Origin of the sequence: Paenibacillus sp. OK060 (assembly GCF_900101205.1) — a bacterium.
In the GTDB taxonomy this organism is placed as follows: Bacteria; Bacillota; Bacilli; order Paenibacillales; family Paenibacillaceae; genus Paenibacillus; species Paenibacillus marchantiae.
On the sequence record NZ_FNFR01000002.1, the window covers coordinates 1 to 14,593 of the forward strand.

Below are 14,593 nucleotides of genomic sequence, written 5' to 3' on the forward strand. Positions count from 1 at the left end.
CATTAATCGCATGCGCCTGGATTATTGCGACTTACATTAAAACTGTGGCCTATATGTATGCTTTCATCAACGGATTGAGTGAACTGTTTAAACTATAACATCACCGTACTCTGATTCTTCCATCAGGCTTGTTAATTTTTGGTCTTGCAGGTTTTGTTGTTCCTGACCAACTATTCAATACATGGTTTGCGCCATACTGGTTAGAATTTGAATGTACTATTTGTGTAGTAGTTCCTTTATTCTTGATTCTGATTTACCAGTTAAAACAATCCAACATGTGAGAATTACAATGATATGTTGCTTTAATAAGAAAAGTATCAAATCGGCATTCGGACTATGTTCTTATCCTCATTTCGGGACATGAACTTGTATCGATAAAATAAAAAAACCGCTTAAATAGCGACTTCCATGGGACCATGTTTTTGTCCCTCAATAGAAAAAGTGCTAATCCTTACTCAGGATAAGAACTTTGTTTATATTTGTTTGAGTATGATTTAAATCCAATTTTTCAAGTCGCCCTAGTTACACTATCCTGTCCGTTAGTAGAACAAAAGCAGCCGATCACGTTGGTCAGCTGCTATGTGGTTTAATTGAGCTATCGTTTCCCGTTAGCTTAATAGAAAACTGTACCTTGATTCACTTCTTAACGCTTATATACTGACGTTCTTTCCACTTGAACTCATTCCCCAATTGAAATGTGGCTAGTTCAATCACGAGGTCGAGTTCTTTTTTTGGAGCATCTAAAAATCTTTCCTGTCCGTGAGCCCAGCAGCAATACAACTCTAAGTCTTCACCTATTCTCAGATTGCTGCGTATATATTTGAAAAGCTCTACTAAGCACTTTTTGCTTGTCTCAAATAAAATCGGGTGAGAATATTTAATCTCGTCATTAATCTCGAAGTCACCACCTTCGGGGTTCACTTGGTAAACAAATGGATGACGGAAAGGTTGTGAGGATTGCATGGTTATGGGACCGGTTATATATAATCCTGCTGCATCCTCTTCAGTATCGTAGACTTCCATAAGTTTATCGCCCTTTGGGTATTTCTCCAGTAGTATTTGCATATTGAGTTGATCCTTAGCGGCAGGGTTCACATTCGTAACATAATCATTAATTGTCATAACTGTTTTTTTCTTTCCGAATGAGCCTGTTGGAAGCTCATGGCTTGCAGCAATATAATAAAATAGTGTCACAGTATCAACCTCATCTCCGATCTAAAACTATTTTTCAAAGCTTTTAATACCAACTATTCTATCTAACTGCTCCATTAACCGCCAGTTATCTTAACTAAAAAAGGAACAGCTACCAACGGCAAACTGCTCCTTGCTATTCCTCAACTAACGTATCCCGTTAGTTTAATGACATATTATTCATTTAGTCGTTTAAATTTGAAGAGCTCAAGTAATGCATAGAAGAATCGAAGTGTATTTTCCTGAGATGTGATTCTATCTTCATACTCCTCATACAATGCATTAGCTAAAGCGTGATTTCTATTTAAATTCCCTCCATAAAATCCATAAACTGCTCGTGAAATTGTCCAAGCAAATGAAGAACAATCAAGGCGTCTCTTTTGTGATGCTTTACCCGCAGTTGTTTTCCATGCCCAGATTTCTGTTAACGCGTTTAATGCCATCTCAGGAGTTTCTGAACTGAATTCCGGATCAAAACCTTCATCGCTACCCATCTGCATCACTTCATCAAGTCCTATCGGTTTTCCTAAAATCAAACTTAGGTCTTTACGCATTAAGTCACGAATCAACGGAAAGTCTATTGTTGAGAAGTTTAACAGATCCTCTTTCCAGAACCATGAGTCATCGGGGTCTTTTATCTTTGTGAAATCAATTTCATTGATTTCATTCAATTGACCTGGTGTTAAATCAGCGAGCCTAATTTTATTTCTTTTTAAAGTAGTTGTAGTTTGAGGTGACTCTTTATAATAGCAAACGCCATTCTTACACCCATATTCTATTATGTATCCGGTGTCTTCATAGACTAATTTCTCATCGAAGTCAGCAGGCCTTGCTTTCTTTACATATCCAACAAAAAATTGAGCTGCATTAAGAACAGAGGCTTCATTTTCATTGCCTTCTATCGCAAGTCCGCTAGGTCCCTGATAAACTGTAATTTCATAAGAATTTTGAACATTGTCTGTTACTGTGATAGTGTATTGAAAGGCATTCTCTGCATCGGATGTTTTATAATCGGGTTCTCCAAACAGCGCCAACAGAGATCCTCTAAATTGAGCGAGTTCTTCCCTATCTCCAATCTCTGGGGTAAGTATCTTAGAGCTTTCATAGTCATTAATATTTTTTTTACTTGCGATAAAATCATACATATTACTTTAGACCTTTCTTTGTTTAATTAAATTCAATCATATAAAAGGATGAAATAAATAACAATAAATTTTCACTTTAGATCACATTAGAACCTCGAGATGTTTTTAACTAACCTGCCCGTTAGTTTAATGAATTGAAGGGCGAGATGACGATTAGATATATGTCTAAACAGCAATAGAACCATGTTCTTGTCCAATACGGTAATCGGTACAAGTTCTTGTCCTTGGCTTGGGACAAGAACTTGTACCGATAAAATAAAAAAGCCGCTAAAATAGCGACTTTAATGGGACCATGTTATTGTCCCTCGACAATAACAGGTCTGTCCATCTTTAGCCATTGCTACCGGACTTCCACTATCATCCCACGTGTACTCTCGAAGTGTTTTGTTATTTTCGTCCGTTTCATAGATGACTTCATCGCCATCATTTATGATTTTGTAATTAGAAAAGCCATTGTCTGTAAAAGACAATGACTTTTCTACCTTATTGCTTTCGACGGCTTCAAAAGATAACTTGAACCTCGTTAGATGGTTTTTCGGAAGAGATGTTTGATAAAGATTAAATATTTCAATGCTGAATCTGTTTGTAGGCAAAGTCTTAGTCCTTAATGCCTTCTCATATTTTATATAGTACTAGATTACGGTATCAACAACTTCCCACTCATATGGAGTTATTTGTGATCTTTATATCCCTAAATGATGCTTTCACCGTATTGTTCTCATTATGCGAAGTGACAGCTAACCCTAAATAGACAGTTCGGTCAATTTTCATTTCATGAATCGCATATAATATCCATTTCTCACCGTCTATGCTATAGAATCCATAAAAAACATTACCAGACCTCTTTAGTCTTAACCAAGTATTTGGATAATTAGTTGGGAACTCTGCTGGTTCTGAGCTATAATCCTTAGGATATATTGCTGAAGAATCACCGCCAGACTTTTCCCGATATTGAAATTCATAACCACCATTATTTTTATTTCGAGAGCTATTATCAGGAAAGACCATAAAAAAAACATGTTCACTATCAGCAACTAAAGATTTACGAGCCATAAGCCCCGCTTTCGTGTATAGATCAGCCATACTAAGTGATTCTAACCTTACTGCCATATCGAAATCATCCTGAATCGTTACATAGCTAAAATGGAATTGATCTGAGGTCCCCCAGATGTCTTGCCCGCCTGCAATTACATCGTATCCTGTATCAACCTTTTCAATAGAACCTTTTAAATTAACGTTTCCGATATCTTCATTTATAAAATTCACCTGATTCATAGATACCTCCAGCAACTCAATCGTGAGAATTGTTGATTTTAATTTTCATCGTAATTGTATGCGGAAAACAACATATTTCTCCTATGGTAGTCGTCTGCCTCTTGAACTTACAAATAGAGAATACCACTCTTCTCTCGTCATCGTTAGATTCATTGCCTCCCCGCATTTTTGAATACGGTCTGGTCTAGTAGTACCTAAAATAGGTTGAATCCCTGCAGGATGTCTCATTAGCCATGCTAATAGAATTGCCTCGGGTGATGTTTGTTTTTGATCAGCCATATCTTTAACTAGTAATGCTGTTTCTTTTATAGATTCGGATTGACCATCTAGATTTCTTCCCGAAAACAGCCCTTGTGCTAAAGATCCCCAGGCTTGAATTTGTATATTTTCCAGACGACAGTATTCTAAAGTTTCTTCAGGGAAATGAGCATTTATACGTTCATTATGGTTTACAAGTACTCCCACTTCCAACCAATCAAGTTTAGCCAGACTCATCTCCAGTTGGTTGATAATTAATGGTTCATTAGAATAGGATTGTAGCAGTTTGATTTGTGCTGCACTCATATTCGACACACCAAAGTGTTTTACTTTACCGGATTCTTTTAATTCATGAATTACTTCAGCGACTTCTTCCGGTTCCATCAGTGGATCTGGACGATGTAGTAGTAAAAAATCAATATATTCAACTCCAAGTCTTTTTAGGATTCCGTCGACGCTGTTGCGAATATAGTCAGAAGAAAAATCATATCTTCCGGGCCTTCCCGGACCGTCTTCAAATCGAATACCACATTTAGATTGAATTAATATTTTTTCTCTCAAATCTTTACGTTCCTTTAAAACTTCCCCAAATACTATTTCTGCCTTTCCAAAGGTATAGATATCCGCATGATCAAAAAAATTAATACCAATTGAGAGTGCTGCATCAACTGCCTGATGGGCCTGCTTTATATCTTCTTCTGTGATTGGATTTTGATTCCAACCACCGCCCAATCCCATACATCCCATCACCATACGACTTGTGGATATTCCTCGTTTTTCCAATTGCAATGGTTTCATTTTCCATCCTCCATATCATGATTTTTTTGTCATTCTTAAAACATGTTTTTCTTACACACGATATACAATAGCCTCGTAAGGTAGGAAATCGATCACCGCATCCTGATTGGTTCGTTCAGGGTTATTGCCGATGACGATGTCGCCCAGCTTCCCTACGCCGAGGTCAGAGATGCTGCAAGTCGCTGGTTGCTCTGAGATGTTCAGCAGCACCAACCACGACTCCTCTCCGAGTGTTCTTGTATAAGCGTAAATCTGATCATGCTGATCCAGATATGTCTCGAACTCGCCGTAAACCATGACCTCGTTACTCTTTCTTAAAGCGATGAGCTGCTTGTAGTAATAGAAAACCGAATTCTCGTCCGCCAGAGCTTGTTCGACATTGATCTCCTTGTAATTAGGATTGACGTTGATCCACGATTGTCCTTCCGTGAAGCCGGCTTGTGATCCGGCATTCCACTGCATAGGAGTGCGGGAATTATCGCGAGACAAATGCTGAAGCTCCTTCAGTACTGCCTCCGAATCGCGGCCTTTTCCGACCTCTTCCTTATACTTATTCTTCATCGCAATATCGTTATATTCGTCGATAGAATCGAACCGGATACCCGTCATCCCGATTTCTTCGCCTTGATAAATATAAGGCATGCCCGGCAGGGTGTGGATGAGGGTGGCGAAGCATTTGGCCGATTGTTCTCGATATACGGTATCGTTACCGAATCGCGATACAACACGCGTATGGTCATGATTGTTCAAAAATTGGGAGTTCCACCCCTTCCCCCACAAGCACTCGTACCAGCGATCCTGGATTTTCTTGAAGCGCTGCAAATCCCAATGGGCCATATAATCGCACACTTCAAAGTGGAAAAGCGTGTTTAATTCCCCACGTTCCTCGCCGACGTAGAGCACGCCGTCCTCGGGGTTCACGAACGGAATTTCGCCGACCGTAAACACATCATAATGCTTTAACACTTTGTCGTGCATTTCCTGCAGATACTCGTGAATTCCCTGTTTATTTCCCAAATACGAAATATCTTCGGGTCTCTCGGCGTCCGGGAAGCCCGGAATTTTGGCAAGCAAATTGATGACATCCATCCGGAAGCCGTCGATCCCTTTATCCAGCCAAAAACGCATAAAATCATAGACTTCCTCCCGTACCTTCTCGTTCTCCCAATTCAAATCCGGCTGCTCGTCAGAGAAGGAATGGAAGTAATACTCGCCCGTTGTTTCATCGTATGTCCAAGCGGAGGGGGCGAAGTAGGAACGCCAATTATTCGGTTGCTTGCGCCAAATGTAATAATCGCGCTTTGGAGATTCGATGCTGGATCGCGACTCCTGAAACCAAGCATGCTGATTAGAGGTGTGATTCACAACTAAATCCATAATAAGCTTCATTCCGCGATTATGGACGGCAGCCAGTAACTTCTCGAACGTGGCCATCGTGCCCGCCTTTGGCATAACCGAACGGTAATCCGCAATATCGTAGCCGTTGTCGACGTCAGGCGAATCGTAGCATGGATTCAGCCAGATGACGTCCACACCAAGGCTTTGAATATAATCCAGCTTGCTGTATACTCCCTCAAGGTCCCCATATCCATCGCCGTTGCTGTCATAAAAGCTGCGCCAATACACCTGATAGACAACCGCTTCTTTCCACCATGTTTTGTTCATTTATTCTCTCCCCTTTGCAATTCATCTGGCTTGTACAAATGATAAATTTCACTTTACTGCCCCTGCTGCAATCCCTTTAATGATATATTTTTGTGCTATAGCATAAAAAATAACAATAGGAATAATGGTTAATGTTAAGCCTGCCATCGCTTGATTCCAAACAATTGTAAACTCGCCGAAGAAATAGAACGTTGATAACTGAATAGTTCGCAAACCTTTTTCAGATAGCACAAGTGACGGAAGTAAGTAATCATTCCATGAAGCAATAACATCTAGAATCGCTACTGTGACAGATATGCTTTTTAGTAAAGGAAATACAATTTTCCAGAATACGCCTAATGTACTGCAACCATCTAGAACAGCCGCCTCCTCCAAAGCTACAGGGATTGATTTAATAAAACCGTGATATAGAAATACAGCCATGCCAGCGTGGAAGCCAATATTCATAAAGATCAATCCGCCATGAGTATTAAGAACAGGCAAATGTAAATGAGTACGTATCCAATCCATTACTTGCATGAGTGGCATCATTAAAGTTTGAAATGGAATAAGCATCGTCGCTACGAACAAGAAAAAAATGATCTTACTCATGACATTGTCGCGACGTACAAGCATCCATGCCGTCATTGAAGCAAGCACAATGACAAAAATAACAGTTACAATCGTCACATATAGTGAATTTCCAAGTGCAACTAGGAAGTTCATCTTCTTAATTGCTGTTATATAATATTCGAAGCTGAAGGTGCCTGGTAAAGAGAGTACATTTTCATATAATTCGGCCCGTGTTTTAAATGAATTAACAATCACAATGTAAATTGGTGATAAAAACACCAGTGAGATAATGACGATTAACAAAGAGAGTATTCCATTTTTAGTTTTACTCATTACATCTGCACCTCTCTTCGCTTGGTAATGATGACTTGAGTAATCGTTACAACCGCAATAATGATAAAGAACAGAATTGCTTTTGCTTGACCAAGCCCATAATTACCATATCCAAATATCTCATTAAATACATTCATAGCAAACAACTCGGTATGGTGAATTGGGCCGCCATTAGTTAATGACAAGTTAACATCATATATTTTGAACGCGCCCGACAAAGTTAAAAATAAACAAATTGTGAACGATGGCATTAATAACGGAAATACGATTTTGGTCATGCGATGCCATATATTTGCTCCGTCAACTTTAGCTGCCTCCATCACTTCATCAGAAATCCCTTGAATACCAGCAATATAGATAACCATCGTATAGCCTGCCATCTGCCAAGTGAAGACAACTACCAATGCAATCAAAGCATAATTTGGATCTATAAGCCAATTAAAGAATATATTATCCAATCCAGTTAATAATCCTACCTGGTTAGCTCCATCTGTAAAAATGAAGCGCCAGATGTATCCAAGAATCAAGCCACCAATAAGATTCGGCATAAACAATAACGTGCGAACAAGATTACTTGTTTTGAATCCAGAAGTAACCAGCAAAGCAAAAACTAAACCCAATAAATTGACGCTAACCAATGCAAATATAGTGAATTTTATGGTATTCCACGAAGATGCAAGAAAACGCTTATCCTGCAACAAGGCAGTATAATTATCAAAACCAACAAATACTTTAGGGGTACCATCAATCCCCCCCCAATTAATGAAGGAATAGTAAATTCCAATCAAAAACGGAACAAGAACAACAATTAAAAAAATCAAAAACAGCGGCATAGTAAATATGAAATACCATAGTTTTTTATTTGGCATACGAAACTCCCTTTTATCAAGTTTGACTTAGAAGAAAGTAGGAACATCTAACACCTTTTTATAAGGGTTTAGGCTTTCAACAATGTATGTCATTGTCTTAATTAGCTGCTTTTAACCATACTTCACGAAGTTTATCAAGGAATTGATCTGGGGTCATTGAAGGATTAAGAAAAAATTCAGACGCTAGCGGTGCAAGATCATTAATGATAATTCCTTGTGGGAAGTAATTCAAAGCCCGAGGAATTGTATTCCCAGATTGTGCTGCTTCATAAACTTGCTGTGATAACGGATCTAAACCAGTTGGTTCAATCGTTGTAACCGCTGGAACAAACCCAAAATCATTAAGAATTGTATTTTTACCTGTCTCGCTAGTATACAACCACTCTAAGAAAGCATTAGCTGCTGTAATTTGCTCTTGAGATGCTTTATTATTGATAACCCAACCAGCTGGGATGCCCACTTCCAATTTATCGTTTCCAACGATCGGAACAGGAGCCATACTAATATTAATATCATCATAGTCAGCAAGCATACTGTAACTCCAGTTACCTTGGTGCACAATTGCAGTTTTACCTGTTGCCAGATCACCCATTTGTCTATCATAAGTTACTTCAAGTGGATTAACCGTATAAGCACGAATAGCTGCCATCAATTCGGAGAACTCCTGGAATTCTGGTATTTCTTTCAAATCAACTTCACCTTTGTTAACTTTTTTTATGAAAGCTACAGGATCTTCTTGCAATGCAAATGGCGTGTTAATAATATGTCCAATCAAGAAATACGCTGTTTGAGAAAGACCCAAACCGTTGATACCATCAGCTTTGAATTTTTCAAGAGCTTGTATTAATGACTTTGTGTCTTTAACAGTTGAAGGATCATATAAGTTTTTATTGTAAACGAGCCCAAACCCCTCTATTCCAATTGGAACACCTACAATCTTACCGTCAATTTCCAATTCCATATTTGGAACGATATACTTAGCATAAGATTCATTCGTCATGTCATAGAAATATGATGCAAATTTTTCAGCTTCAACACCTTGTTGCACAGAAAAAATGGTTGGACCTTCATTAGCAGCTAACTTTGTTTGTAACTGTGTAATGTAGGAATCACCTGCGGAACCCCAGACCTCAACTTCATTTCCTGTTTCTTTTTTATACTTAGATGCCAAGTTCTCAAGTGACTCAGCAATTTCAACTTTACTTTGGAATAAAGAAATTTTGGCAAGCTTCTCACCATTATTTCCGCCATCACCTGTTCCTTCATCCGTATTGTTACTACATGCTGTTAAAAAAATAAAAAGCACAGTAGTAAGTAATACAAGACCCCATCTTCTCTTCATTAATTCTTCCCCCTATCACGTATTTGGAATTTATTTCACAACACAAGCTTGATTATAACTATAAAAAATTACCGATTACAGGTGTAATATTCGCCTAAATGAGTAAATTATGAACCTGAATTGCTTAATAAAAGTATTAATAATAAAACACATTCATTTCCAACAACTGCCGTCAATATTTATGACAGAAGTAATCTGGAAACGAATGTGTTCTATGCTACATATTTAATTCTTTCGATAAGCGCTAGGTGTGATACCAGTATGTTTTTTAAATACTTTACTGAAATAATTTAAATTTTCAAAGCCACTTTCACTCGCAACCTCTTGAATAGATAACTCGGTATAATCTAGCAAGGAGTATGCTTTTTCTATTCTTAATTGAGTAAGATAATTCATAATCGTTGTGCCATACTCTTCTTTAAACTTTTTCGCCAGATATTGCGGTGAAAAATGAAATATCTCTGCCAAACCCGATAATGTTATCTCTTCCTTCATATGATCATTAATATAATTTCTTACCGTAGCGATAGACTGAACATGAGTTATTTCCAGCCTACTGTAGTTGATTGATTCCAGCATATCACTAAAAATTTGTTTAAGTTTAGAGGACCATTCTTCCAGTTGTGATATCCAAAGCGGCATCGTCTCATGAAAGTTATCACTGTTAATTTGACTATAAATTCGCACGAGCAGAAGGTTGATTTCTACGGTATAGTGCTGAAGCTCTCTGACGCTTACAAACTCATACGAAGCCAACTCCATTTTAAAAGACTCAACCAATTCATGAAGATATTGTTTATTTTTTGCGAGAATTGCTTCTAAAATAACTCGTTCCTTATCTATAAAAAAGTTAATCACTGATGACTTTCGGCCATTCTTAATATGATCAAAAATATTGCAATTAAGAATCATCGATTTTTCCTCAAACAAAGCTAATTGAAGTCTACTAGCTGTCAGGTTCATTTTATAGAAACCAGAAAATGAAGATAGGCGCAAAGTTCTTTTCCATGCATCCTGTATTTTTTTCACTGATATCTCTATATCTACAAGTAAATAATTAGAACTTATAAACACAATGATAAATTCTTCATGTTGAAGCACATACCAACTACCCAGTGATTCAACCAGTTCTTTAACAATATTTTTCATCGAATAATTAAACAGTTGCTCGTCTCGAGCAAAATGTTTCTTTACGATTGCATCTTTATTTCTGGGCAAAAAAGTAACAACATAAAAATAATCAGGGTTGATTCCAATGGTAGTAAGAAAAGTATTAAGCTCTTCTTTAGACACCTGTTCTTCCTCAATTAAGCGAGAAAATCGCTGCTCCATAACAATATTATTCACTTCATTTAAACGAAAATTAGTGCTAAGTTCCTTTAGCCTTACTTCCTGCTCTTGTTTTATTTGATCGCATGCTTTTTGAATGGCTTTTTCCAGATCACGAATTTTAAATGGTTTTAGTAAGTAATCCACACCGTTAGCTAGCAGAGCTGCCCTAGTGTAATGGAACTTTTGATAGCCGCTTAGCACAATAACTTTGGAGCCCCAGCCCTCCTCCCGAAGCTTCTCTAAAAACTCTGCACCATCCATAAGGTGCATGCTCATATCGCAAATTATTAACTCTGGAATATGCTTCCGGACAAGCTCCAATGCCTCTAATCCATTTTCGGCCATAAATATTTGATTGATTTTATAATGTTGCCATTCAATCGATAGCTCAACACCTTCACGTACATGCTCTTCATCATCTACGATTAATAACTTCATCTGCTTGTTCCTCTCTTGATGATTCAATTGGCAAGGATAATGCTACTATGGTTTTTTTATAGGGCTTACTAGAAATCGACCAAGTGAATTCGTTTCCATAATAAAGCATTAATCGCTTCAATACATTGGATAAGCCAATTCCTCGCTTCTCCGATACAACAACTTGCTCAAGGTAACCAGCTTTGACCTGTTCAATTTGCTGATCTGTAAAGCCTTTTCCGTTATCAATTACCTCAATCAACAATGAATGCTTAGTCAAAACAATGTTTACCACTATATGAATTTGACCATTTCCTCGTTCTAAACCATGTATAATACTATTCTCAACAAGCGGCTGCAAAGTCATTTTGGGTACAAGAAGGCAACTCGCTTCATTTGGATATTCTAACTCAAATTGAAGCCTTTGCTTATAGCGACCTTGCTGAAGTACCATGTAATGCTGAATATGTTCGATTTCTTCTTCTAGCGAAACATCCTCGTTCTCAATATCCATAGAATAGCGAAACATAGCTGCAAAGTCAGCAAGTCGATCACTGACGTCATGAGCTTTAGATTTAATTGCTAAAGTTGAAATCGATTGCAACGTGTTATATAAGAAATGAGGATTGATTTGAGCTTGCAGCATTTTCAAACGAGCTTGTGATAACTCAAGCTGATGACGATATTGCTTATTCCATAACTCGTCTAGTTCACCAGCCATTTCGTGCAATCTAATTTCCAACAAATCTAACTCATCCGGTGTCTTCTGTACAGGCCTTCTCTTTAGTTGAAAGTTACCCATTTGCAATTGCTTAATGTGCTGAAACATTATTTTAATCCTACGCAACATGTAATAAGAGATTAAAGTCGCCAAAATGGAAATAAAAATAATCGAAACTGCTTGAATTAACAAAGTTTTACCAAGTGCAGAATTACGTGCCTTATTAATAAGTGTGCGAGGTATAAACTTAACTATTGTCATGATTAAACCATTTTCATCTGTCTTGTTAAAATAGACATAACTGCCTTCAGTAGTTTGAATCTCCCCTTTATCTGTAGATAGTTGGGGTGCATGAAGCCTTTGATAAAGTTCTACCTGCCATGATTCTCTAGTTTTTTGTGCAGTCTCCTGTTGCGTAGGTTGTTTAACTCCTTTTGAGAGTGATAGCTCGGTCGAATCCATCTCATCTGCAGTTGTATAGAGTAGTTCGAGATTATTTCCAATAAATAAGTATACAGGTCCTTGCTCACTTGTTGTTAAGGAAGTAAGAAAATTTTTGATTTGTAGTGGTTTAACATCAAAGGTAGTCAAACCGATTACTTCTCGAGTATAAATATCTATGAATGGCTTATTGACACGCAATCTTGGCTCTCTATTATTAAGTGTAACTTGAAACGGTTGCTTCAGCTCACTATGTGCATCTGACATCTCATGATCTTTAAAGTCAGGAATACTCACTATTTCATTATAATGATTTCGAATATTAAACTGCTTGTTTGTTAGCGCGCTCTTGTAAGAAACTGCACCTATCTCGCTATAATTCGCATATATTTTTTCAAGCCTTTGCTCAATATAGACACTTTCAGCAGGATTTTGAGGTTTTTTTTCCGACAACAGTCTCACAAGCTCAGGATCAGAAAAGTACGTCAAGCCAAGTAGTGACAATTCATGAAAATAGGACTGCAACGCTGACATCGTAATTGACATCGAATTTTGATTCAGTTCAACTAGCTGACGTTTGATTGAGTTGCCTGTAATCTGATACGACAAATAATTTGAAATAATGAATGGAACAGTTGTCGCTACGATCAAGCTAACAATAATTTTTGTTATAATACTCACTTTGACAAGCTTCATCTAGGCATCCTCCACTCATTCCCCCGTACATTGTAGCACAGCAATAAGGAAACTTGTAACATACCTGAGATCATTCATCAGTACGGCGAATAAGCTTCTATAGCGAAGAAACTGTTGTCTGGAGTCTCTCGATAAGGCTGATTTACAGCTCATTTAGCTCTAGTAGTGCTACAATATAAATCTTTAATGCAGTGATCAGATTAGGAATAGACTGCACTTCATCTGGGCCGTGAATTTGACCATGACCAGGAGGCAAGTCAAGCGATGACACATCCGTCGGCAAACCAGGGCCAAAGCCTACCGCATAAGGCAGCTTTCTGGCATAAGTACCTCCACCCATTACAAATGGCTCCGCTTCTTGCTCTCCTGTTACGACTTGATAAACTTGCATGAGAGACTTAACCTCTGGCGTATCAGGATTATAATAACTCGGCTCACTGTCATGGACATTAGTCAGGGTAAAGCCGCTTTCCTGCAACTGCTGCAGCAGCATCTTGGATGACTGATGAATAGGGTAGCGAATATTTAACTCTATCTCAAGTCTTCCATTCCGTCCTTGTAATAAAGTTCCGACGCATGTTAAAGCTCCAGATAGCTTATCCTCACAATGTATCCCTAATGCCCGTCCATCATAATGCTTACAAATTTCATAAATTTTCTCAAGCTGGTAGTGTGTAGATTCCTCAAACCATGTACTCCGTAACAATGGCTCAAGAAGGACCGCTATCGCATTACTAGTGCCTTGAGGAAACGCGGCATGCCCGGACTTGCCGACTGCGAATAATGTAATCTCTTCATCTGTCTGACTATACTGAATATGAGATGGCAGGAGGCTTAGTTTGGCGGCGGCTTTATCACGTCGTATAATAAGCTCAGCATAACCAGGTACACTATTAGAAGCCACTCCTCCCTGTATGCGAAGGATTGACGAATCAGCAATATCACAGCATAAGGTAACAGAGAGCATTCCCTTCTCTCCATAACAGACCGGAAATCCGCTATCCGCCACAATATTAAAATCAGGGGCATGATAATGCTTAAGATAATATGCAGCATCAAACATCCCTATTTCCTCACCACTGCCGATAATGTGCTGAAGCTGATAGTTTAAGGGGATACCCCGTTCCTGAATAAATCTCAGTGCATAAAGAACAGCAATGACTGCACCTTTATTATCTTGTACTCCTCTGCCTATGAGAAAATCTCCCTTTTGTGTACAAAAAAAAGGTGGGTAGCTCCACCCCTCCCCTGCAGGAACAACATCGACATGCCCCCAAATTCCTATTGACCGCTTTGTCTCATCTCCCATACGAATTTCTGCACAATAATACTCCCGATTAAACGTCTGCAAACCATATCGTTGACCTAAATCCAATATATACTGAATAGCCTCTGCACATTTCTCCCCAAAAGGATAAGGAGAGGATGGATCATAGCTTGCTACACTTGGAATACTTACTAATCCAGCAATGTCCTCTAATAGCTCTGTCTTATGCTTTTCCATCCATTGTTCGATTTGTTCTTCAATAACCAAACCTCTCATTTACTTCCCCCCGAT

11 protein-coding genes are annotated in these 14,593 nt (G+C 38.3%); all 11 read right to left on the minus strand.

The features are described from left to right. Positions 1-636 precede the first annotated feature (636 nt). The 11 genes from BLS14_RS06420 to BLS14_RS06470 all read right to left on the minus strand — a co-directional run bounded on the left by BLS14_RS06420 (position 637) and on the right by BLS14_RS06470 (position 14,578). On the minus strand, positions 637-1,194 hold the full coding sequence (locus tag BLS14_RS06420) for a hypothetical protein (protein ID WP_090950273.1): 558 nt from the start codon (positions 1,192-1,194) through the stop codon (positions 637-639). A gap of 173 nt (positions 1,195-1,367) precedes the next feature. Then, positions 1,368-2,336, minus strand: coding sequence for a hypothetical protein (locus tag BLS14_RS06425; protein ID WP_090950276.1), 969 nt, complete (start codon positions 2,334-2,336; stop codon positions 1,368-1,370). A gap of 660 nt (positions 2,337-2,996) precedes the next feature. After that, entirely contained in the window at positions 2,997-3,611 is a 615-nt protein-coding gene (locus tag BLS14_RS06430; RefSeq protein ID WP_090950280.1) for a DUF1349 domain-containing protein, read from the minus strand. Between the two features lie 81 nt (positions 3,612-3,692). Continuing rightward, complete coding sequence (locus BLS14_RS06435) at positions 3,693-4,667, minus strand: aldo/keto reductase (protein WP_090950283.1); 975 nt, start codon at positions 4,665-4,667, stop codon at positions 3,693-3,695. A 51-nt stretch (positions 4,668-4,718) separates the two neighbouring features. After that, the gene (locus tag BLS14_RS06440) at positions 4,719-6,332 is read right to left on the minus strand and encodes a glycoside hydrolase family 13 protein (protein ID WP_090950287.1); all 1,614 of its coding nucleotides are present in this window, start codon (positions 6,330-6,332) and stop codon (positions 4,719-4,721) included. Between the two features lie 48 nt (positions 6,333-6,380). Next, positions 6,381-7,217 carry a carbohydrate ABC transporter permease gene (locus BLS14_RS06445; protein WP_090950290.1) on the minus strand — a complete coding sequence of 279 codons (837 nt, stop codon included), beginning with the start codon at positions 7,215-7,217 and terminating at the stop codon, positions 6,381-6,383. Continuing rightward, on the minus strand, positions 7,217-8,086 hold the full coding sequence (locus tag BLS14_RS06450) for a carbohydrate ABC transporter permease (RefSeq protein WP_090950294.1): 870 nt from the start codon (positions 8,084-8,086) through the stop codon (positions 7,217-7,219). The genes BLS14_RS06445 and BLS14_RS06450 overlap by 1 nt, the downstream gene beginning before the upstream one ends. Before the next feature lie 97 nt (positions 8,087-8,183). After that, positions 8,184-9,428, minus strand: coding sequence for a sugar ABC transporter substrate-binding protein (locus BLS14_RS06455; RefSeq protein ID WP_090950297.1), 1,245 nt, complete (start codon positions 9,426-9,428; stop codon positions 8,184-8,186). Between the two features lie 225 nt (positions 9,429-9,653). Then, positions 9,654-11,198, minus strand: coding sequence for a response regulator transcription factor (locus BLS14_RS06460; protein WP_090950300.1), 1,545 nt, complete (start codon positions 11,196-11,198; stop codon positions 9,654-9,656). After that, positions 11,176-13,035, minus strand: a complete 1,860-nt coding sequence (locus BLS14_RS06465) for a sensor histidine kinase (protein ID WP_090950304.1) — start codon at positions 13,033-13,035, stop codon at positions 11,176-11,178. The genes BLS14_RS06460 and BLS14_RS06465 overlap by 23 nt, the downstream gene beginning before the upstream one ends. 142 nt (positions 13,036-13,177) lie before the next feature. Continuing rightward, positions 13,178-14,578, minus strand: a complete 1,401-nt coding sequence (locus tag BLS14_RS06470) for a Sapep family Mn(2+)-dependent dipeptidase (RefSeq protein WP_090950308.1) — start codon at positions 14,576-14,578, stop codon at positions 13,178-13,180. Positions 14,579-14,593: the final 15 nt, after the last annotated feature.

What these genes read in the sequence shown, in the direction of transcription:
- BLS14_RS06425 (WP_090950276.1), bottom strand. Translation starts at nt 2,336, where the DNA reads ATGTATGATTTTATCGCAAGTAAAAAAAATATTAATGACTATGAAAGC.
- BLS14_RS06430 (WP_090950280.1), bottom strand. Translation starts at nt 3,611, where the DNA reads ATGAATCAGGTGAATTTTATAAATGAAGATATCGGAAACGTTAATTTA.
- BLS14_RS06435 (WP_090950283.1), bottom strand. Translation starts at nt 4,667, where the DNA reads ATGAAACCATTGCAATTGGAAAAACGAGGAATATCCACAAGTCGTATG.
- BLS14_RS06440 (WP_090950287.1), bottom strand. Translation starts at nt 6,332, where the DNA reads ATGAACAAAACATGGTGGAAAGAAGCGGTTGTCTATCAGGTGTATTGG.
- BLS14_RS06445 (WP_090950290.1), bottom strand. Translation starts at nt 7,217, where the DNA reads ATGAGTAAAACTAAAAATGGAATACTCTCTTTGTTAATCGTCATTATC.
- BLS14_RS06450 (WP_090950294.1), bottom strand. Translation starts at nt 8,086, where the DNA reads ATGCCAAATAAAAAACTATGGTATTTCATATTTACTATGCCGCTGTTT.
- BLS14_RS06455 (WP_090950297.1), bottom strand. Translation starts at nt 9,428, where the DNA reads ATGAAGAGAAGATGGGGTCTTGTATTACTTACTACTGTGCTTTTTATT.
- BLS14_RS06460 (WP_090950300.1), bottom strand. Translation starts at nt 11,198, where the DNA reads ATGAAGTTATTAATCGTAGATGATGAAGAGCATGTACGTGAAGGTGTT.
- BLS14_RS06465 (WP_090950304.1), bottom strand. Translation starts at nt 13,035, where the DNA reads ATGAAGCTTGTCAAAGTGAGTATTATAACAAAAATTATTGTTAGCTTG.
- BLS14_RS06470 (WP_090950308.1), bottom strand. Translation starts at nt 14,578, where the DNA reads ATGAGAGGTTTGGTTATTGAAGAACAAATCGAACAATGGATGGAAAAG.